This window comes from Luteibacter aegosomaticola (assembly GCF_023078475.1).
GTDB lineage: Bacteria > Pseudomonadota > Gammaproteobacteria > Xanthomonadales > Rhodanobacteraceae > Luteibacter > Luteibacter aegosomaticola.
Map to the genome: position 1 here is coordinate 3152759 of NZ_CP095741.1, position 18606 is coordinate 3171364.

18 protein-coding genes are annotated in these 18606 nt (G+C 64.4%); 9 read left to right on the forward strand and 9 right to left on the reverse strand.

Annotation, left to right across the window (positions count from 1 at the left end; translation table 11 throughout):
* Nucleotides 1-4 precede the first annotated feature (4 nt).
* Nucleotides 5-550, reverse strand: coding sequence for a helix-turn-helix domain-containing protein (locus L2Y96_RS13890; protein ID WP_247327175.1), 546 nt, complete (start codon nucleotides 548-550; stop codon nucleotides 5-7).
* Nucleotides 547-738: a DUF4160 domain-containing protein gene (locus L2Y96_RS13895; protein WP_247327177.1), complete on the reverse strand. Its 192-nt coding sequence runs from the start codon at nucleotides 736-738 to the stop codon at nucleotides 547-549. Before L2Y96_RS13895 ends, L2Y96_RS13890 begins: the two co-directional genes overlap by 4 nt.
* 242 nt (nucleotides 739-980) lie before the next feature.
* Between L2Y96_RS13895 and L2Y96_RS13900 the strand changes: the two genes are divergently transcribed.
* Both L2Y96_RS13900 and L2Y96_RS13905 read left to right on the forward strand, forming a co-directional pair.
* Nucleotides 981-1385, forward strand: coding sequence for a hypothetical protein (locus tag L2Y96_RS13900; RefSeq protein ID WP_247327188.1), 405 nt, complete (start codon nucleotides 981-983; stop codon nucleotides 1383-1385).
* 123 nt (nucleotides 1386-1508) lie between these two features.
* On the forward strand, nucleotides 1509-4370 hold the full coding sequence (locus L2Y96_RS13905; RefSeq protein WP_247327192.1) for a glycoside hydrolase family 35 protein: 2862 nt from the start codon (nucleotides 1509-1511) through the stop codon (nucleotides 4368-4370).
* 148 nt (nucleotides 4371-4518) lie between these two features.
* Here L2Y96_RS13905 and L2Y96_RS13910 read toward each other — a convergent pair whose 3' ends face one another.
* Complete coding sequence (locus L2Y96_RS13910) at nucleotides 4519-5622, reverse strand: FUSC family protein (RefSeq protein WP_247327193.1); 1104 nt, start codon at nucleotides 5620-5622, stop codon at nucleotides 4519-4521.
* Nucleotides 5623-5691: 69 nt separating this feature from the next.
* Between L2Y96_RS13910 and L2Y96_RS13915 the strand changes: the two genes are divergently transcribed.
* The 3 genes from L2Y96_RS13915 to L2Y96_RS13925 all read left to right on the forward strand — a co-directional run bounded on the left by L2Y96_RS13915 (nucleotide 5692) and on the right by L2Y96_RS13925 (nucleotide 7567).
* Complete coding sequence (locus L2Y96_RS13915) at nucleotides 5692-5874, forward strand: hypothetical protein (protein WP_247327196.1); 183 nt, start codon at nucleotides 5692-5694, stop codon at nucleotides 5872-5874.
* Between the two features lie 88 nt (nucleotides 5875-5962).
* Nucleotides 5963-7096: a Fic family protein gene (locus L2Y96_RS13920; RefSeq protein ID WP_247327206.1), complete on the forward strand. Its 1134-nt coding sequence runs from the start codon at nucleotides 5963-5965 to the stop codon at nucleotides 7094-7096.
* 90 nt (nucleotides 7097-7186) lie between these two features.
* Nucleotides 7187-7567, forward strand: coding sequence for a hypothetical protein (locus L2Y96_RS13925; protein ID WP_247327208.1), 381 nt, complete (start codon nucleotides 7187-7189; stop codon nucleotides 7565-7567).
* A gap of 6 nt (nucleotides 7568-7573) precedes the next feature.
* On the opposite strand, the gene L2Y96_RS13930 is transcribed toward L2Y96_RS13925, so the two are convergent.
* The gene (locus L2Y96_RS13930) at nucleotides 7574-9172 is read right to left on the reverse strand and encodes a Na+/H+ antiporter (protein ID WP_247327211.1); all 1599 of its coding nucleotides are present in this window, start codon (nucleotides 9170-9172) and stop codon (nucleotides 7574-7576) included.
* Between the two features lie 54 nt (nucleotides 9173-9226).
* Here L2Y96_RS13930 and L2Y96_RS13935 point away from each other — a divergent pair, with 54 nt between their 5' ends.
* From L2Y96_RS13935 to L2Y96_RS13945, 3 genes are all read left to right on the forward strand, one after another.
* Entirely contained in the window at nucleotides 9227-9685 is a 459-nt protein-coding gene (locus tag L2Y96_RS13935) for a heme-degrading domain-containing protein (RefSeq protein WP_247327213.1), read from the forward strand.
* A 62-nt stretch (nucleotides 9686-9747) separates the two neighbouring features.
* Nucleotides 9748-9966 carry a hypothetical protein gene (locus tag L2Y96_RS13940; protein WP_247327215.1) on the forward strand — a complete coding sequence of 73 codons (219 nt, stop codon included), beginning with the start codon at nucleotides 9748-9750 and terminating at the stop codon, nucleotides 9964-9966.
* An 81-nt stretch (nucleotides 9967-10047) separates the two neighbouring features.
* Nucleotides 10048-12033 carry a CocE/NonD family hydrolase gene (locus tag L2Y96_RS13945; protein ID WP_247327216.1) on the forward strand — a complete coding sequence of 662 codons (1986 nt, stop codon included), beginning with the start codon at nucleotides 10048-10050 and terminating at the stop codon, nucleotides 12031-12033.
* Nucleotides 12034-12203: 170 nt separating this feature from the next.
* On the opposite strand, the gene L2Y96_RS13950 is transcribed toward L2Y96_RS13945, so the two are convergent.
* Nucleotides 12204-12971, reverse strand: coding sequence for a LytR/AlgR family response regulator transcription factor (locus L2Y96_RS13950; protein WP_425492424.1), 768 nt, complete (start codon nucleotides 12969-12971; stop codon nucleotides 12204-12206).
* Nucleotides 12964-14205 carry a sensor histidine kinase gene (locus L2Y96_RS13955; RefSeq protein WP_247327221.1) on the reverse strand — a complete coding sequence of 414 codons (1242 nt, stop codon included), beginning with the start codon at nucleotides 14203-14205 and terminating at the stop codon, nucleotides 12964-12966. Before L2Y96_RS13955 ends, L2Y96_RS13950 begins: the two co-directional genes overlap by 8 nt.
* Nucleotides 14206-14419: 214 nt before the next feature.
* Here L2Y96_RS13955 and L2Y96_RS13960 point away from each other — a divergent pair, with 214 nt between their 5' ends.
* Nucleotides 14420-14752, forward strand: a complete 333-nt coding sequence (locus L2Y96_RS13960; protein ID WP_247327223.1) for a hypothetical protein — start codon at nucleotides 14420-14422, stop codon at nucleotides 14750-14752.
* A 16-nt stretch (nucleotides 14753-14768) separates the two neighbouring features.
* Here L2Y96_RS13960 and L2Y96_RS13965 read toward each other — a convergent pair whose 3' ends face one another.
* From L2Y96_RS13965 to L2Y96_RS13975, 3 genes are all read right to left on the reverse strand, one after another.
* On the reverse strand, nucleotides 14769-15713 hold the full coding sequence (locus L2Y96_RS13965; RefSeq protein ID WP_247327226.1) for an LD-carboxypeptidase: 945 nt from the start codon (nucleotides 15711-15713) through the stop codon (nucleotides 14769-14771).
* Nucleotides 15714-15941: 228 nt separating this feature from the next.
* Nucleotides 15942-16916: a helix-turn-helix domain-containing protein gene (locus L2Y96_RS13970; RefSeq protein WP_247327228.1), complete on the reverse strand. Its 975-nt coding sequence runs from the start codon at nucleotides 16914-16916 to the stop codon at nucleotides 15942-15944.
* A 231-nt stretch (nucleotides 16917-17147) separates the two neighbouring features.
* Nucleotides 17148-18539, reverse strand: coding sequence for an Hsp70 family protein (locus tag L2Y96_RS13975; RefSeq protein WP_247327230.1), 1392 nt, complete (start codon nucleotides 18537-18539; stop codon nucleotides 17148-17150).
* Nucleotides 18540-18606: the final 67 nt, after the last annotated feature.

Here is an 18606-nt window from a genome sequence, read left to right on the forward strand (position 1 = left end):
CAAGTCAGCGCTCGTGGACGCGCCGGGCGGATACCGAAGGCCGCTCCGGCGACATCGGCGGGCGGGGGCCCGAACGGCTCCCGCCCCCCCGGTTGGGCATGGTGTCATGAAGGGCATCCCAGCCAAGCAAGGCCAACCCTACCGTTCTCGGTACGGGCTTCTCGCCACTGCGGTAGTACGCGAGCATGCGTCGGCTCAGCCCAAGCTCATGCGCCGCCCGGTCCAGCGTAAAACCGTGGCGGTCCATCCATGCGATGACTTGCTGGTGGGAGAACTCGCCTTCCTGCTCAATCGCGCTAGCACGCAGGTTATCGCTGGCGAGACTGAGGCTGTCATCACCGCCGAAGATCACACCGCGCGACCATTCGTCGAGCGCCACGCGCTGGAAGAGGTCCCAATCCTGAAGAGGCGCGAGGGAACGCAGGCGACCCATCGCAGCGTTGAGATCCACGGTGCCTTCGTAGCCATCGCCGAACCCTAGGGAAAGCACACCAGGCTCGATGGCCTCGACGGACCGAAGCAAGAATTGTGGTTGATGAATGTGGGTCATGAGTTCAGCTCCTGCCAGGTATCGAACAACTCGCGTGCGTTGCGCTTCGCCCACGCCAGGGGCTCGACGATGTCTCGGGCGGAAAGCGTACCCGCCAGGATGGTGAAGCCCGCGAGCTTCACGACGGCCTCGCGCCCGTCGCTACCCCTGACGTGGAAATGCGGTGGTGGATGGTCGTTGGCGTACATACAAATCGTGGAACGGGTAAAGCGCATGATGGCGGGCAATGCAGGATCCTACTTATGACGCCCCGTCAGTGCAACCATTGCACCGCATATGGCAGGAGACAGGATCGTATGCGCTGGTCGCGAGGCGCTCCATCGGCGCTCGCCCAAGGTCGTGTAGGCCCTCCACTAGTCCTCACGTAGGCGCATCACCACAATTCCATCGGCCTACAATGATGGCGTCCCCACTCCCCTCGGTGACCGCCATGTCGACCCCCACCCGCCTCCTGCTTTCGGTGGCTATCGCCGCCCTCGCCACCAGCCCCGCCTGGGCACGCAAGGACGATCCTGCCGCCCAACTCGCGAAGATCACCGAGGGTCGCGTGGCCGGCCCCGCGCAGCAATGCATCGACCTGCCACAGGTGAGCAATACCCAGGTCATCGACAAGACGACCATCGCCTACCGGATCGGTGCGACTTACTACGTCAACCAGCCCCGCTCAGGCGCGGAAGCACTGAATTCAGACGACCTGATGGTGACTAAGACCTTCGGCGCCCAGTTGTGCGCACTGGACTCCATCAGGATGGTGGACCGGTACGGCGGCGGTCTTCGCGGCTTCGTGGTCCTCGGACCGTTCGTGCCGTACAAGCCCGCACCGAAAGACCACTGAGCCCGGCGGCAGCGGTGCCCTGCCACGCCGCTGTCACAAACGCACACATTTGCAAATATACCCAAATTACCCCACGCTTCGGCGGCGGCCTACGTCGCATGCCGAAGACCATGGGAGATGGGGATGTCGCGTTCCAACCGGCCGCAGGGCCGCCGTACTGTCCGCTATGCCGGGCTCACCCTGCTCGCCGCGGCCATGGCGACGACAGCCGCAGCCGCAGCCGACGCGCCAGCCGCCTCGCACACGGTCACGTATGACCGCCACTCCCTGATCATCGACGGCAAACCGACCTACATCTGGTCCGGCTCCTTCCACTACTGGCGCCTCCCCAGCCCCGAGCTTTGGAAGGATGTGCTGCAGAAGATGAAAGCCGCCGGCTTCAACGCCGTCGAAATCTATTTTGACTGGGGTTACCACTCGCCCAAGCGCGGCGTCTACGACTTCACCGGTATCCGCGACGTCGACCGGCTGCTCGACATGGCCCGCGATGTGGGCATTTACGTGATCGCTCGGCCGGGCCCCTACATCAACGCCGAAACGGACGCGGGCGGATTCCCGGGCTGGCTGGTCAACACGGCGGGCAAGCCTCGCTCGACGGCACCGGAGTACACCGCCGCCTACCGCGAGTGGATGACGGCGATCGACGCGATCCTCGCACGCCACCAGGTCACTGACGGTCGCGGCACGGTCCTTCTCTACCAGGTTGAAAACGAGTTCTACAACGATTCTGACGATGGCCGCGCCTATATGCAGGCCCTCGAAGACAAGGCTCGCGCCGACGGCATTACGGTGCCGCTCTTCGGTAACCACAACACCAACTTCTTCGATGGCGTGGGCAAGCTCGACATGCCCGGGTACGACTCGTACCCCATGGATTTCGACTGCACGCGCCCGGAGCGCTGGAACTCGGTCTACGATTTCGCCAGCGAACGCGAGGGGTTGAAACACACGCCACTCTTTTTCCCGGAGTATCAGGGTGGCGCATTCGACGTCTGGGGCGGCCCAGGCTACGAAGCCTGCCGCAAGCTTACCGGCCCCGAATTCGAGCGCGTGTTCTACGAGGCGACCATGGCCTCCGGCTCCACCATGCAGAACTTCTACATGACGTACGGCGGCATCAACTGGGGCTGGCTCTCGTCCCCCGGCGTGTATACCTCGTACGACTACGGCGCAGCGATCACGACAAGCCGCCAGCTCACGTCGAAGTACGATCAGCAGAAGTTGCTGGGCTACATGATCCATGCCGCGCCGTCGCTGGCGCGCACAGATGCCGTGGGCAGCGCGGTCGCGGAGAATCGCCGGTTGAGAGTGAATGCGCGCATCAATCCCGACGACGGCACACGCTTCTACATCCTGCGCCACGCCGAAGCCGCGGATACCACGAACGATGCAACCCATCTCTCCATCACGCTACGCGACGCAGGCGCCATCAGGATCCCCCAGGCACCGGGCACGGACCTGCGCGTCAATGGCCGTGACTCGAAGGTACTCCTGGCCGACGCGCACATCGGGCAGCAGGACCTGGCCTACTCCACCTCGGAACTACTGACACAACTGCATACCGGAGGCAGGGATATCGCGGTGTTCTACGGGCGCGACGGCGAAGACGGCGAGACCGTGCTGCGTTACGCCGGGCAGCCGGAGGTGAAGGTGCTCGATGGCCAGGTAGCGAGCGCCTGGGATGAGAAGGCGCACATGCTCCGACTCAATTACCGCCACCACGGCCTTTCGCGCGTCACGATCACCCAAGGCGAGCACTCCCTGTTGCTCCTGCTAGGTGATAACGAAGCCGCGACGCGCTTCTGGCAACTCGATACTGCCGCGGGCCCTGTACTGCTGCGCGGACCGTACCTGGCGCGCAGTGCCACGCCGTCCGGTGACACCCTCGCACTCACCGGTGACACCGACAAAGCCAGCGAACTGGAAGTGTTCGCGGCCCCGGATGTCCGCACTGTCACGTGGAACGGCAAGCCGATCCAGACCTCGCGCACCGCTTCGACAACGCTGCTCGGCAAGCTCGACGGTCCGGCGCCCGTCACACTGCCCACCCTGCATGACTGGCACATCGCCAACAGCGCTCCCGAGATCGAGACGACGTTCGACGATCACGCGTGGCAGGCCGCCAACAAGACGAGCACGCCTAACCCGTACTGGGAACACCAGCTACCCATCCTGGATAGCGATGACTATGGATTCCATCACGGCCACGTGTGGTATCGCGGGCACTTCAAGGCCACCGGGAAGGAAACCTCGATCCGGCTTTCCGCGAGCATGGGCGTGCATCTGGGCAACCACGGTATCTTTACTGCGTGGCTCAATGGCCACTTCCTGGGTAACAACCCGAGCGGCTCGCAACAGTTCCCGATCGACCCAAGCTGGCTGAAGAAAGGTGGCGACAACGTGGTCGCCGTGCTCGTGGAAAACACCGGCCACCTGCAGGAAGAACATAACGGCGCGTTCCGCGAGATGCGCGGCCTCATGTCCGCAACGTTGCAGGGCTCACAGGCACCCATCGCCTGGAAGTTGCAGGGCAACGTCGGCGGTGAAGACCTGCCCGACCCGGTCCGTGGCCCGTTCAACATCGGTGGCCTTTACGGCGAACGGAAAGACTGGCACCTGCCTGGATTCAGTGACGCAGCGTGGGCTAAAACCACCCTACCCCACGCCACGGATAAGCCTGGCGTCGACTGGTACCGCACCACGTTCACGCTGGATATCCCAAAGAACCAGGATGTACCGATCGCGCTACGCATCCGCGATGCGGCACCCCATCACTATCGGGCGATCATCTTCATCAACGGCTGGCAGATCGGCCGCTACATCAGTGACGTGGGCCCGCAAACCGATTTCGAACTGCCGGCCGGGCTACTGAACCCGCAGGGCAAGAACACGATTGCGATCGCCGCATGGAGCACTGCGCAGGATGGCGGCCTCGGCGAGGTTTCGCTGGTTATGCAGGGCAACTATCTGACGGGGCATTGGTGAGCCCACTCTGGTCGCACGTGGGCGCACCAGAAGCGACCACGCCGTCATCGTGAATAGATTCTTGAATAGATTCCTCGCCCCGAACGCATTCAATATCAATGCATTGCCGTATATCTGCACGAGGTCTTGAATAGATTCGTGAATAGATCTATTCGGTCTGTAACGCCCACCGCAACACGCAATCCATCAACCCGTTGGCGCCCAGCACGATGGCGCAGCCTGCCAGCGTCGCCACCAGGCGATCGGCCAGCATCGTCGGCGCGATGCCCGTTCCGGCGTCCATCGCCAAAAGAATGAGCGGAGTAGCAAGTACGCAGTACGCCGCGTAGTTACCAGGCCGCACCAACGGGGCCGCGGCGCCGAAGAGGCAAACCAGCACCGCGATCGCGAGGTGCCCCGGCGCACAGGCCATGATGATCCCTGCCACCACCACGCCGGCCAACGTACCGACGGCGCGCTGGGTGATATGCACGGGAAAGTGCTCCAGCGCACGCGGCGTAAGCAGCACGATGCTCAACACCATCCAGTCGAAGTGATGCGCGGGCCATGCATCGCGCATCAGGCACGCTACCGCCAGGCCAAAAGCGAGGCGCAGCGGATACTGCCACCCGGGCAAGGTGCGCAAAACGCGCTTCATATGGGCGCGGCGCTGGCTCGGGGTGGGCTCGCGTGTAGCGGGCGAAGGCACGTGATCGCCAGCCTCGGCCTTACGAGACGTAAAGCGGGCAACGGTACGCAATAACACACGCCAGGCCGCACCCACGCCAAAAAGCAGCGCAGCACCTCGACCATTCGGCCCGTGCGCGCCAACGATCCCCAGGTTCAGCACAAGGAAGACGATGAACCGGATACCTGCCACTGCAAAAGGCCGGCTGTAATTCACCAGCGTGGCCGCAAGCATGGCGAGCGCGACCATCAGCACATCCGCAAACGGCAACGACGACAGCCCGAGCGCGACAGCGATAGCGAGCACCACCGGCACCAGCGACATCAAGACCGAACCGTGCTTTCCAGTGCCGCGATCACCCTGCTCTCCGGCCAGCAACATCGTACCGAGCCCGATCACGTAGCCCAGTGCCGGCCTGCCCAGCCAGACACCCACGGCGACAGGCACGGCCATGCCAAGCACACCGATCAGTGCACGCCTGCCCGTAATCCGGCTTTCACGGGACCAGTGGAAGACCTCGGCGAAGTGAGAGCGTCCTGCTGTGGGTATCGGCATGCGCGCGATTCTAGAGCGCTCATGCCCCATGACGCATCCACCACCCGCCATTCACCCCTGCGGGTCCAAGACGGTGGCGAACCACCACGGGAGGCCGCCATGAATCACGATCGCCACGACATCAACCACCCCGACCACCACGCGCCGGGCAAGCCCGAATCCGCGCAGGAGAAGAAGGAGCGGAAGGCACACGAGAGCGAAAACCAGGATCAGGCCCTGGAAGAGACCTTCCCGGCGAGCGACCCCGTTTCGCCTTTCGTACCCGCCAAGGCGCCCTACTGAGCCCGCTTGCGGTGAATAGCGGATCTAATCGCCGCACAAAATGCGGTGATTAATTGACCAAGCGGCGAATACAGGCCATATTCGCCGCATGAGAAGCGGTGAATACACCTATATCTGGCAGCGCGACGACTGGCCGACCTGGCGGTACGACCAGGCGCGGCTGGCCGGCCCCCTAGCCGAAGTCAGCCTCGCCCAAGGCCGCCTGCTAGGTCGGCTGGCCGATGTCGGCATGGCCCTGCGTAGCGAGGCAAGCCTCGCCGCCCTCACCGACGACGTCGTCAAGAGCAGTGCCATCGAGGGCGAGCACCTGGACGTCGCCTCGGTCAGGTCATCCATCGCCCGCCATCTTGGCGTGGAGATCGGCGCGTTGGCGCCCGTCGATCGTCATGTCGAGGGCGTCGTCGACATGATCCTCGACGCCACGTTGCACAGCGACGAAACCCTTACGACCGCGCGCCTTCACGCATGGCATACCGCCCTCTTTCCGACGGGCTACAGCCACCTGACGCGCGTCCGCGTGGGCGCCTGGCGTGACGACGCCAAAGGCCCCATGCAAGTCGTTTCCGGCCCCATGCACCGGCACACCGTGCATTTCGAGGCCCCGCCCGCTGACAGCCTGGAGCAAGAGATGCAACGGTTCCTTGCCTGGGCGAATGCTCGTACCAGCGAACCGCCGGTGATCAAGGCGGCCCTCGCGCATCTCTGGTTCGTGACCCTCCACCCCTTCGACGATGGCAACGGTCGCATGACGCGCGCCGTCGGCGACCTGTTCCTTGCCCGTGCCGACGGCAGTCCGCAGCGCTTCTACAGTCTCTCCGCGGAAATCCAGCGGCACCGATCCGCCTATTACGATGTCCTTGAGCGAACGCAAAAAGGCTCGCTTGAGGTCGATGAATGGCTAGCCTGGTTTCTCATGACACTCCATGGCGCGCTTGCGGCTGCGCAGGCCACCCTTGATCGCGTGCTGTATAAGGCGCGTTTCTGGCGCCACTGGGGTAGCTTCCCGATGAATGCCCGCCAGACGAAGCTGGTGAATCGCCTTCTGAACGGCTTCGAGGGCAAGCTCACATCAGGCAAGTGGGCGACGATCGCCAAATCGTCGACGGACACCGCACTGCGCGACATCACGGAGCTCGTGACCCTGGGGATGCTCCGCCGGACCGAGGGCGGTGGCCGCAGCACCGGTTACGAACTGGCCCCCATCGATCAGGACGGCGGCTAACCCCTCCTCACCCACCCGGAATCCGTCGACCGGCGCACAAAGCCCGCGACCCGCCCCTCTGGCCGATAGACCGGCAACCGGGGGTTGCGTATGCTCGCCCCCAAGGGGGAGTCCATGGACGAAAAAAAGAAGAACATCCTGCACGTGCGGCCGCCGAATTTCACGTCCGGCGTGGCCACGGGCATTGCCATCACCGGGCCAACGGACGACGGTTTCGTCCACCTGCATTTCTTCAGGGAAACGCAGCGCATCACGCACGATGACGTGCCGTCGCGCTCGACCGCGCCGAACGAGGTGGAGTTTGCCTGGGGGCGGGCCGAGCCACACATTCATCCGCAGCGTGAAGAGCTCGCCGTGGTCTCCGTGCCGATGGACCGCCTGCAGGCGATGGCCCAGGCCCTGGGCCGCGCCGCGCAATTCGTCGATTCGATCAGCGACCAGCCAAGGCGCGGGCCCAACAAGGTCGCCTGAGGGGACTTAGTCCCCCGGGCCCTGGCGGTCGTTTTCGGCCGCGATCTGCTGGAAATCGATGTCGCGCTCGAGATAGTGCAGCAAGTCGTCGTGGATATGCCCCGCGCGGTGCAGGCGGAGCAGTTCCACGCGCCCTGCGGCCAGCGCCGCGAGCACCACGTCGTAATGCGCCTCGCGGTCATCGGTGATCGAGCGGGCTTCATCCACCACGCGCTGCGCGATTTCCGCGCGGTACGTGTATTGCTCCAGCAGACGCGGGTGGATTAGCTTGCCATCCGCATCGTATGCATGGGCCTTCACGGCCTCGAGCTGCGCCGCGTCGACATGCATATAGGCCTGCATCTCGTTGAGGTGATTACCCTCGGCGTGGACGTTGCGATCCAGACCGAGCCAGCGAATAACCGGCCCCATGGTGCCGCCCTGCACCACCACCGTGACAAGGATCGTTGCGAATGCCGCGGCAAGGGTCAGGTCTCGGCCCGGCATGTTTTCCGGCAGGGATAGGGCAATGGCCAGCGTCACCACGCCGCGCATACCCGCCCAACCGAGCAGGAACGAGGATTTCGGCGATGGCGGCGAAGGCTTCTTGCCGAACGCTCGCAGCACCGGCACGCGCAGGTAATCGGTCGCATACACCCAAGCGAAGCGTGAAACGACCACGGCGCCCACCACCACCAGGATCGGCACGCCGAGCTGGTCGATCGTATTGCCGACGCCACCCAGGCGCTCGATGACGCCGCGCAGCGAAAAGCCGATAAGGATGAAGACCAATGCTTCAAGGATGAAGATCATCACCGCCCAGAACGAGCCGCCACGGACGCGCGCATTGGCGGAGAACACCTCGTGCTGGAACCAGCCGAAGATGATGCCCGTGGTCACCACCGCCATGACGCCCGACACATGCAACGCTTCGCCGCTGATGTAGCCCGCCCACGGCGCCAGGCACGAGGCGGTGATCGCCAGGAACACATCGTCGATGCGGCGCAGGACCAGCACCACCAGTGCGCCGACGATAGCGCCCACGGCAATGCCACCCACCGCCAGGCCGGCGAAACTCATCAACGCACCGCTCGCACTGAACGCCCCGGTGAGCGCCGCGGCCACGGCAAAGCGGAACAGGACCAGCCCCGTCGCATCGTTGAGCAGGCTCTCACCCTCGAGCAACACCATCAGCCGGCGCGGCAGCCGTACCTTCCCCAGCACCGCTTTTGCCGCCACGGCATCCGGCGGCGACACGACAGCACCGAGCGCGAAGCACGCGGCCCACGGCAGGGACGGCACGATCCAGTGCACGGCCGCACCCACCACCAGCGTGGTGAAGATCACGGCCCCCACCGCCAGCCACAGGATCCCGCCCAGGTACCGGCGGAAATCCGACCACACCGTGTAGTAGGCGCCGTCCATAAGAAGCGGGGGCAGGAAGACGATCAGCACCAGCTCCGGATCGAAACTCACTGCCGGCACACCCGGCAGGAACGCGATCCCCGCCCCACCGGCCAGCAGTGCCGCGGCGGTGGGCAGGCGCAGCTTCCGGGCAATGAGCTCCAGCGCCACGATGGCCACGAGCAGGATGAGGACGAACTCGAAGGTCGTGGTCGATGACATGGCCGGCACGAATGATGGGACGTGCCGGGGAGCATACCGGCATACAATCGCTGCATGATTGAACATACGCTCGAATCGCTCGCCGCCGAGGAGCAGGCCCTCCAGTTCGATCGCTTCACGCTGGAGCTGGCCTGGGCGCTTGGTAACGCCCTCCGCGAGGCTGCGGTAGCCCAGGGCGCCGCCATCGCCATCGATATCAGCCTGCGCGACCGGCCGCTGTTCCACACGGCACTGCCCGGCACGGATGTTTCCCACGGCAACTGGATCAGCCGCAAGCGCAACACCGTGCTCGCCCTGGGCACCAGCACGCTTGCCGTGGGCATGAAGCTGGCAAAGGCGAACCAGAGCCTCGAGGAGCGCTACGGCCTGGCCCCAGCCGACCATGCCAGCGACGGCGGCGGCTATCCGCTGCGCCTGCGCGGGCTCGGGGTCATCGGCGCCATCACCGCATCCGGTCTCCCCTCGGCCGAAGACCACGCGCTGGTCACGACGACACTGGCACGCTTCGTCTAAAGTTGAGGTGAAGCAGGTTTGTACACGACTTGCGGACATATACGCGCGTTACCCTGTGCGCCATGAGCCACCGTGACGACCTGCAAAGCATGCTCACGCGCCTCGACACCGAGGTGGCCGCCGGGCTGCGCGACAATCCGGATCCGGACGCGTTCTGGCCGACCTTCGCGACGCAATCCAATGCCGTGCTCGAAGCCGCCGGGCCGGAATACTTCGACTGGGTGAGCTCGGAGGTCTCGGCCATCCTGGCTCGCTACGGCATACCGGTGCCCGAAGCCTGACCCTGCCGGAAGTCACGATTTACCTGCCATGGTGCGTTTGCCAGACTCGGATGATCGTCCCGAGCCCAAAGGCCACTGCCCATGCGACCCAAGCGCCCTGCCCTCCACTTCGCCAGGACCGCGCTGTCGGTCGCACTAGGCGCCACCGCCCTTGCCCTTATCGCGGCCCCGGTCGCTGCGCAGGCCGTGCTCACGCCCGAACAGAAGGCGATGATCGCCAAGCGCAACGACACCGAACAAAAGCTTGAAGACATCGCCGTCATCGACCGCAAGGTGATGGTGAAGATGCGTGACGGCAAGCGCATGGCCGCCGACGTGTACCGCCCGAAGAACGCCAGCGGCAAGGTTCCGACGATCTTTGTGCGCACCCCGTACAACTTCAATTTCTGGGATGTGAAGCTCGGCGCACCGCGTGACATGACCCGCCAGCTCGAAGCGGTGAAGCGCGGCTACGCGTATATCGACATGAACGAGCGCGGCCACTACTTCTCGGAAGGCAACTACGAGATCCTCGGCGCGCCGCTGTCCGACGGCGTGGATGCCGTGAACTGGATCACCGCCCAGCCGTGGTCTAACGGCAAGGTCGGCACCACCGGCTGCTCGTCCACCGCCGAATGGCAGATGGCCGTGGTGGCCCAGAACACCCCGGGTCTCGCTACGTTCAACGTCCAGGGCTTCGGCGCCGGCGTCGGCCGCGTGGGGCCCTACTTCGAGCAAGGCAACTGGTACCGCGGTGGTGCGGTGCAGATGCTGTTCATCGCCTGGCTCACCAAGGAACAGAACCAGGTACGCCCAAGCTTCCCGGCGAACACCTCGCAGGCCGACCTCATCGCCGCGTCCAAGCTGTTCGACCTCGACTCGCAGCCGCCGGAGATCGACTGGGACAAGGCTTTCTGGACGCTGCCCGAGAAGGACATCATGAAGAACGCCGGCGGCCCGAAGGGCATCTTCGCCGATGCGATGGACGTGCCCACGGGCGGCAACATGATCGCGCGTACGCCGAACAGCCCGGCCTGGTACAAGGGCGGCCTGTGGCACGACAACATGAAGATCAACAAGCCGGGCCTGTGGTTCATGAGCTGGTTCGACGTTTCGGTGTCACCGAACCTCGCCGCGTATAACCACGTGCGCGCCACGGCTCCCAAGGACATCGCGGATCAGCAGTACGCGGTGATCTCGCCATCACTGCACTGCGGCTACTCGCGAGCCACCGAGCACACCATGATCGGCGACCTCGATGTCGGCGATGCGCGGTTCGACGTCGATGCGCTCGTCTACGGCTGGTTCGACAAGTGGCTGAAGGGTGTCGACAGCCCGGTCGTCGATAAGCAGCCCAAGGTCATGTACTACGTGATGGGCGAGAACAAGTGGCACAACACGCAGACCTGGCCGCCGGTGGGCGCGGTCACCCACGACCTGTACTTCACGAGCGGCGGCAAGGCGAACACCTTGTATGGCGACGGCAAGCTCGTCGCGGCAGCCGGTGGCACCGACCACCCGGACAGCTTCCTCTACGACCCGATGAATCCGGTGACCACGTTCGGTGGTGGCGGCTGCTGCCAGGGCAACGCGGTGAAGTTCGGCTCGTTCGACCAGAACACCCAGCTCGCCCGCAACGACATCCTGGTGTATGACTCCGAGCCGTTCAAGGAAGGCACGGAAGTGTCCGGCCCGATCACGGTGACGCTGTACGTGTCGTCCGATGCGAAGGACACCGACTTCACCTTCAAGGTGATGGACGTCTACCCGGATGGCCGCGCGTTCAACCTCACCGAGAACATCCAGCGCATGCGTTACCGCGAGGGCTACGACAAGCCGCCGGTGTGGATGAAGGATGGCGAGACCTACAAGGTCACCTTCCAGCCGATCGATACCAGCAACTTCTTCTTCCCGGGCCACAAGCTTCGCGTGGCGGTGTCGAGCAGCAACTTCCCGCGCTTCGACCGTAACCTCAATACGGGCGGGAACAACTACGACGAGACCAAGGGCGTCATCGCGCACAACGTGGTGCACCACGATGCCGAACACCCGTCGAAGATCACCTTCACGGTGGTCCCCCGCCAGTAACCCCTGACGTGGGCCGGCCCCGGGCTGCCGCCCGGGGCTGGCGACGCCACGCAGGCCGATACCGGCGTGAAAGCGACCATCCGGCCGTCGTGTTGCCAGTGCAGGTAGCCAAATAAATTCAGGAAGCAGTACGCAATCGCTAGCAGGAAGCTCATGGGGGTCTCCTTTCCTTACATGGCCCGGAAGATGGCCATGAACGGCTGGCTCACCGTGAGAGTCTCGGGACGTCCGCGCAGATGCAGGCAGCCCCTGCCGCCGTCGTCCCTTTCCACCGACGCCACCTGGCGCAGGTTGACGATGGTCGAACGATGGATCTGCCGGAACGTTCGCGGATCGAGTTGCTCAAGCAGTTCGCGAATGGGGCGGCTGAGGAGCGCATCACCATCGACGGTCGCTACGAGCGTGTATTTGTTATCGGCACGGAAATAGATCACGTCCTCGACGAGGATCAATCGCGTAGCGCGCCCTGTGCTTGCCGTGATCCATGTGAGCGGCTCGGGCGGCGCGTTATCGAACTGGTCGCGCATATCCTTCGCCAGGCGCCCTGCCCTGGCGGCGTGCTTCTCGACCTCGGCCAGACGCGCGCGCAAGCGTGTCACGCTTTGCGCAAGCCGGTCCGCCGATACGGGTTTCAACAGGTAGTCGACCGCACCACGCTCGAAAGCATCGACGGCGTACTGGTCATACGCGGTGATGAATACGACCAGGGTACGCGGACTCACATCCGCGGCAGCGGCTGCCACTTCCATGCCCGTCAAACCCGGCATGCGAATATCCAGGAAGGCGACATCCGGCGCGTGCTCGACGATAGCATCGAGCGCCGTGCCACCGTCTTCGGCGACCGCCACAACCTCCAGGTCAGGCCACGCCTTCGCCAGCTCACGCTGCAAGGCGGCGGAGAGCAGCTTTTCGTCTTCGGCGAGGATGCACTTAGGCACGAGCACCCTCCATGACCGGCAGCGTGATCGTGGCAGCCACGCCGCTGGGGAAGTTGTTCCCGATCGTGAAGGATGCCGCGTTTCCGTAGGTCAGGCGCAGGCGCTCGCGCAGGTTCTTCAAGCCGATGCCGCTGCCGCTGCCGTCTATGCGCAAGCCCATGCCGTCGTCCGCGACCGTAAGCGAGAGGCCGACCGGATCGCACGCGGCACGAATCCAGATGCCACCACCACCGGGCTTGGGCTCAAGCCCGTGCTTGATCGCGTTTTCGACGAGCGTCTGCAGCATCATCGAGGGCATGGCGTAAGCGAGACAGGACTCCGGCACGTCCACATGCACGGAAAGCCGCTCACCCATGCGTAACCGCATGATTTCCAGCCAGGCCGTCGAACGCTCCAGCTCCTGGCCCACGGTCGACAGCGAGCCATCCATCCGCGGGAGGGAGCGGCGCAGGTAATCGATGAGGTGCCCCAGCATCTTGTCGGCGCGGGCCGGATCGGTACGCACGAGCTCCTGCGCACTGGCCAGCGTGTTGTAGAGGAAATGAGGTTCAACCTGCGCCTGCAGAAGGCTCAGCTGCGCCGCGGTGAGCTCCTTTTCCATCGAGGTTTGCCTTGCGTCCGCGCGCTCGCGATGGCGGCGCTCGTTGATCCGCTGCGTCAGCGCACGTACCAGTATCTCGGCGTACTCGAGCGACACGCCACCATCCGGATTGAACCAGTCGGTCCACGCACCGCTATCCGGCTCGCAGACGAACAGGACGGTACAGGTACCGTCGGCGGGTACGACCGATGCGCTGATCCGGGTATTGCGCTGGAACGGGTCGCTCGGGCGGCGCTTCCGCAGGGGCACGCCGGTGGCTGCCTGGGCGATATGGTGAATGACACCGCGGACCTGGAGGCCGCCCCTGGCCGCTGAAACATCCTGGATATCGGGCACCCCGCGCACCACGGTTTCCACGATATCCAGCGTTTCCTCGCTGTCGTAGGGCACCTCCACGCGGCGGCGCTGGCGGTTCGCCATGGTCTCCGCATCGATGCGCCCCGCGATCGTGCGGACGCGGTACAGATGGCTTACGCCACGCGCCAGCGCCAGCAGCAGGCCCACGAACCACATGAGCGTGAATATCGTCGGAAAGTCACGATCGATATCCAGGGAGCTCCACGTCGCCAGGAGCACGCACAGGGCGGCCACCCAGGCGGCGATCAAGCGAACAAGGAAACGAATGCTGGCCATGCGTGGAACTCCTTGAAGATGGCCGCGAGCATACTTCGCCACTCGCCCGGCGGCTCCGGTTATCCGACGAAACGCCACGAGGGGCGACGAAACCGGGGCATGGAGGGCAACTTCGGGTGGCGCGGCGCAGCATGACCTGAGCCACATCATGGTCCATGCTCGGTCGGACGGCTCAAGCGGTGGGGACCGCGAGCCACGACAAAGGGGTTAATGCATGGCTTTGCTGCTCATGGTTTTCGCTGTCGTCGTTCTTGCCATCTATCTTGGCGTCCAGCTCCTTCCTAAGAACCATCCATCCAACTGGCTACTCGGCATCGTTGGTGGTGCCTGCCTCGTCCTGGCCTGGTACGCGATCTTCCGGCCCATGCTTATCGCTTCGGGCGGCGATCCTTCACTGGCTGCGCTCGGCCTCACGGCCGCTGGCATCGTTTCCTGCACGCTCGGCGTGGTTTGCCTGGGTGTGTGCGTGTGGCGCGATCCCGCACGTTTCTGGATGCTGTCCATCGTGTTCATCGGCGTCATCGGCGCCACGCAAGTCACAGCCTGACGGACCGGCCGCTGGCTCAGGAGCCAGCGGCCGCCATGACATGCCGGTAATCGTGTGCGGTAAGCACGGCATTACCGTTGCGTACCTCGAGCACGCCATGCGCGCCGAACGGCAGAGTCCACTTCTCGGGCCCATGGCCAAACGCCAGGCCACGCAACATCGGTAAGCCGCACGCCTGGCCGAAACGCTCCAGCGCGTGGTCGATGTCGTAGCCGTTATCGTATTCACTCACCCGCTGGCCACCCAGGCCACCGACCAGGATGGCGCGCTGGTCCTTGAGCACACCGCCCAGGAGCAACTCGTAGAGCATCCGTTCGATGCGGTACGCCTGCTCACCGGTCTCCTCGATGTACAGGATGCCGCCTTTGACCGTAGGCATGTAGGGCGTCCCCACCAGGCTGCACAGCGCCGACAGGTTGCCGCCCCAGAGGGTGCCTTCCAGGCGCATCGGCGCATCGCGCTCGCAACACGCCCAACCCACTTCCATCGACGGGCCTTGCAGGGTCTGCCAGAACTGCCGCCAGGTGCTTTCACGGAGGTATCCGCCGCCGAAGTCCTGCACGAGCATGGGCCCATGCAAGCTCCCGACGCCGCAGCGGGCAAGCATTGCGCACTGGATGACCGTGAAATCACCGTGGCCCACGAGCACGCACTGGCCTTCCGAGAAACGCGCTCTCAGGCCGTCGTAATCGAGGCGATCAAGTAAGGCGATGGCGCCATAACCACCGCAGATCGCCATGGCGACATCCGGCAGGGGATGGTCGGGGTCAGCGAGGCGGTTGATGTCGGCCGCGCGTTCGGCATCGCTGCCGGCGAAACGCAACGCCACGCGATCTACCACCCCACTGCCGAGCACCGTATGCCCGGCGGCTTGCAGTCGTTCGATGGCGCGCTGGCAGGCGGCACGGTCCTCCGCATAACCGGAGGGGGCTAAAAGCCGGATATCAAGTCGTTTCGGCATGTGATGCAAGTTTGGACTTGCGCTACCAATACCGCTACGCCCCGAGAAAGGCAACCCGAAGTTGACTGACTCCTGTCCCGCCGTCGCCCTGGCCTTCACAATCGTGATTTCCCCTGTGTGCGCCGATGCGCACTGAAGGGACTATTAGACGCGATCGTGGATGAACGAGGTAATCAATGACGGCACGCCACTACGCCTAAACGGCATAGCGGCGTGCCGGGCACCGATTTACAGATCGTCCAGCTCTTCAAGGGCGAGGTCATCCGGCACGCTACGGGTGAGCGTCTCGCGCGGCTGTTCGCCAAACACGCTGCGGTACTTCTCGGCAAAGCGCGAGAGATCCCACATGCCGCAGCTGAGCGCCACCGACTTGACCGAGCGGCGACCCGCTTCCGCGGTAACCAGGCTGCGATGGGCCGTGCACAGGCGAAGCATGGCCAGGTAGCGGTTAGGCGGGATGCCAAGCAGGTCGTCGAACGCGTAGCGCAGGCCACGCTCGCTAGCCCCTGCCGCCTGGCAAAGCTCCTGCGAATAAATGTCCCGGCGCAGGTTCGCCCGCATGAAGCGTTCGGCGCGGCGCATGACCTGATAGTGGGCACGGCGCCCTCGCGACGCCACGGGGCGATCTTCCGAGGAAGACGACAGAGCCACGCGGATATGCTCGTCGAGCAAATCCTCAATCGGCCCAAAGCCATCGTCTTCGCTATCGCGCACGCGGTCACGAATCTGCCGCCACGCACGTTTCAACGGATCGGACGTCACCGCGAACAGGCGAAGGCGTTGCGCCGCCATATCCACGTCCGCATGGTCCGATGCCATGAAGCGCGAGCGGAAGCGCGCGTAGGGCGCGACCACCAGCGTGAAACGCGTGCCACGCTCGAACATGAAATCGGTCGGGGTGCCACGCAGCAGCGTCACCGCCATTTCCGATTCAATGCCTACGCCCTGGCACCAGCTGCGCTCACCGGCTTCGTGCATGTAGATGAGGATGCACGAGTCGTCCGGCACGGTCAGCGATCCACGCACATCAAAATCCAGATGCGCCGTGAAATACGTGACCCCGTCGAATGATCGGGACGAAATTGCCGCCCGCGGCCTCGCGGGACTTAGCGTCAGGAGGTCGACCTCGCAGACGCCCATGGCGGCACCCAGCGTGACGAGATCGAAATCCTCAAGACCTTGCACGTCGATGGGGCGCGTCATGCCAGCCCCTCCTGCGTCCTGTGGTTGATATGAATGGCACCCCTCATGCCACCGCCTCCGATTGATCCACTCCACTGTCCCATACGCACCCCCGCGTTGACCCAGGCGGGCCCACGCCCGCACTTTACTCCCTCGGCACCCTGACACTCGCCGAAAAAGCGAGTGCCCGGTCGCTATAACTAACCGTGTAAGGGAGGAAATGCCAGCGATTTGTGAATCTGCCGATTTAGCTTACAGGGTCGCCGAAACATTTGATGAATCTGGCAAAAGTGCCGCCTGAGCGAGTCCGGAAACCACACCAAGAGAGGGATCACCGTGAACCACGGGAATGCCGGGGAAGCTCGCAGCCACCCGTTCACGTACCTGCGGGGAGCGGGATGTACCGCCGGTAAGGAAAATACTGGCTGGCGGCTCGGCGATATCGCCCTGGGCTTCCGTAAGCAAACGGGCCATCCGGTCAAGGAAATCCTCCGATGCCACCTGGAAATCCTGGCTCACGGCCTGGCTGGAAAGGCCCGGCTCGATGAAATCGAGGTCAGCCATCGCCAGCGGCGCGCCGGACAGCTCGATTTTCATTCGCTCAGCTTGCTGGTTAAGCCGCGTCGTGGCACCTGTGCCCTGCAGGGCACGCAGTCGCGAGGCATACGGCTCATCGATGCGGCGGTAGTCCTGTTTACGGAATTCGCGCTGCTTGGGCAGGTTGTGGACGCTCGCGGCCTCCACGAAGTGGTGGATAGGCACGCCCGAATCATCCCGCCCGAACAGCGGCATCAGGCTGTGCAGGCTCATGCCGACGTCGAGGTCGGTACCACCGCGGGGCAAGCCCCAGCTGCGGTGCATCACCGGTGCCTCGCCTGCGCCAAGCTCCGCGTAGGCCACGTCGGTCGTACCGCCGCCGATGTCGACGATGAGGGCGCGCTGGCGATCAGCCAGCGACAGGTGGTAGTGCATGGCCGCCGCCGCCGGCTCTTCCAGGAACGAAACGCTGTCGAAGCCGGCCACGCCGGCCGCCTCGCGCAAGATGCCCAGGGCCTGCTCGCCACCCGCTGCCCCCATGGAGCTGCGGAATTCGACCGGACGGCCGATCACGGCCTCGCGGACCGGTGCGCCGAACTGGCGCGTCGCCGTCAGGCGCACATGCTCAAGGATGTGTGCCGCGATGCTCACGATCGTCTTGCGGACGCGTGGGTCAAGCTTGTAGCCGAACATGGATTTCGGCGATTCGATCAGGTTGCCCGTGCCCTCTTCCAGGTAGGCCTGGACCGCTTCCTGGCCGAACAGGGCATCCTGGAAGCTGGCCACCGACGACGCCGATGCCTCGCGAATCCGCTCTTCCATCCACTGGCGGCGAACCACGCGGATCGCGTCGCGGCGCACCTCACCCTCGGGGCGCGGTGTGCGCCCTGTGCGGCGCTCGTCGGCCCGGGTGGCGCGGATGATGGTGTCGACCTGGCCTTCCAGTACCGGGGTCAGCACGAAATCATCGAAGTCAGGGACGACCTCGGGGAAGAACACGGCGGTCCGAAACTGGCGCTCCTCGCCAAAGCGAACCAGCTGGAGCTGGCCGTCCACCACGGCCGCGGCGGCGGAATAGCTGGTACCAAAGTCGATGCCGATGCGCATGGAGAAGCACTTTCCAGACGGGGAAAACCGTCCATTATGACTCGCCTTGGTATCAGGCGACAGCGGG

Bases quoted from the DNA above. Each gene is read 5' to 3' on its own strand.
- L2Y96_RS13890 (WP_247327175.1), bottom strand. From the start codon at position 550: ATGACCCACATTCATCAACCACAATTCTTGCTTCGGTCCGTCGAGGCC.
- L2Y96_RS13895 (WP_247327177.1), bottom strand. From the start codon at position 738: ATGTACGCCAACGACCATCCACCACCGCATTTCCACGTCAGGGGTAGC.
- L2Y96_RS13900 (WP_247327188.1), top strand. From the start codon at position 981: ATGTCGACCCCCACCCGCCTCCTGCTTTCGGTGGCTATCGCCGCCCTC.
- L2Y96_RS13905 (WP_247327192.1), top strand. From the start codon at position 1,509: ATGTCGCGTTCCAACCGGCCGCAGGGCCGCCGTACTGTCCGCTATGCC.
- L2Y96_RS13910 (WP_247327193.1), bottom strand. From the start codon at position 5,622: ATGGGGCATGAGCGCTCTAGAATCGCGCGCATGCCGATACCCACAGCA.
- L2Y96_RS13915 (WP_247327196.1), top strand. From the start codon at position 5,692: ATGAATCACGATCGCCACGACATCAACCACCCCGACCACCACGCGCCG.
- L2Y96_RS13920 (WP_247327206.1), top strand. From the start codon at position 5,963: ATGAGAAGCGGTGAATACACCTATATCTGGCAGCGCGACGACTGGCCG.
- L2Y96_RS13925 (WP_247327208.1), top strand. From the start codon at position 7,187: ATGCTCGCCCCCAAGGGGGAGTCCATGGACGAAAAAAAGAAGAACATC.
- L2Y96_RS13930 (WP_247327211.1), bottom strand. From the start codon at position 9,172: ATGTCATCGACCACGACCTTCGAGTTCGTCCTCATCCTGCTCGTGGCC.
- L2Y96_RS13935 (WP_247327213.1), top strand. From the start codon at position 9,227: ATGATTGAACATACGCTCGAATCGCTCGCCGCCGAGGAGCAGGCCCTC.
- L2Y96_RS13940 (WP_247327215.1), top strand. From the start codon at position 9,748: ATGAGCCACCGTGACGACCTGCAAAGCATGCTCACGCGCCTCGACACC.
- L2Y96_RS13945 (WP_247327216.1), top strand. From the start codon at position 10,048: ATGCGACCCAAGCGCCCTGCCCTCCACTTCGCCAGGACCGCGCTGTCG.
- L2Y96_RS13955 (WP_247327221.1), bottom strand. From the start codon at position 14,205: ATGGCCAGCATTCGTTTCCTTGTTCGCTTGATCGCCGCCTGGGTGGCC.
- L2Y96_RS13960 (WP_247327223.1), top strand. From the start codon at position 14,420: ATGGCTTTGCTGCTCATGGTTTTCGCTGTCGTCGTTCTTGCCATCTAT.
- L2Y96_RS13965 (WP_247327226.1), bottom strand. From the start codon at position 15,713: ATGCCGAAACGACTTGATATCCGGCTTTTAGCCCCCTCCGGTTATGCG.
- L2Y96_RS13970 (WP_247327228.1), bottom strand. From the start codon at position 16,916: ATGACGCGCCCCATCGACGTGCAAGGTCTTGAGGATTTCGATCTCGTC.
- L2Y96_RS13975 (WP_247327230.1), bottom strand. From the start codon at position 18,539: ATGCGCATCGGCATCGACTTTGGTACCAGCTATTCCGCCGCCGCGGCC.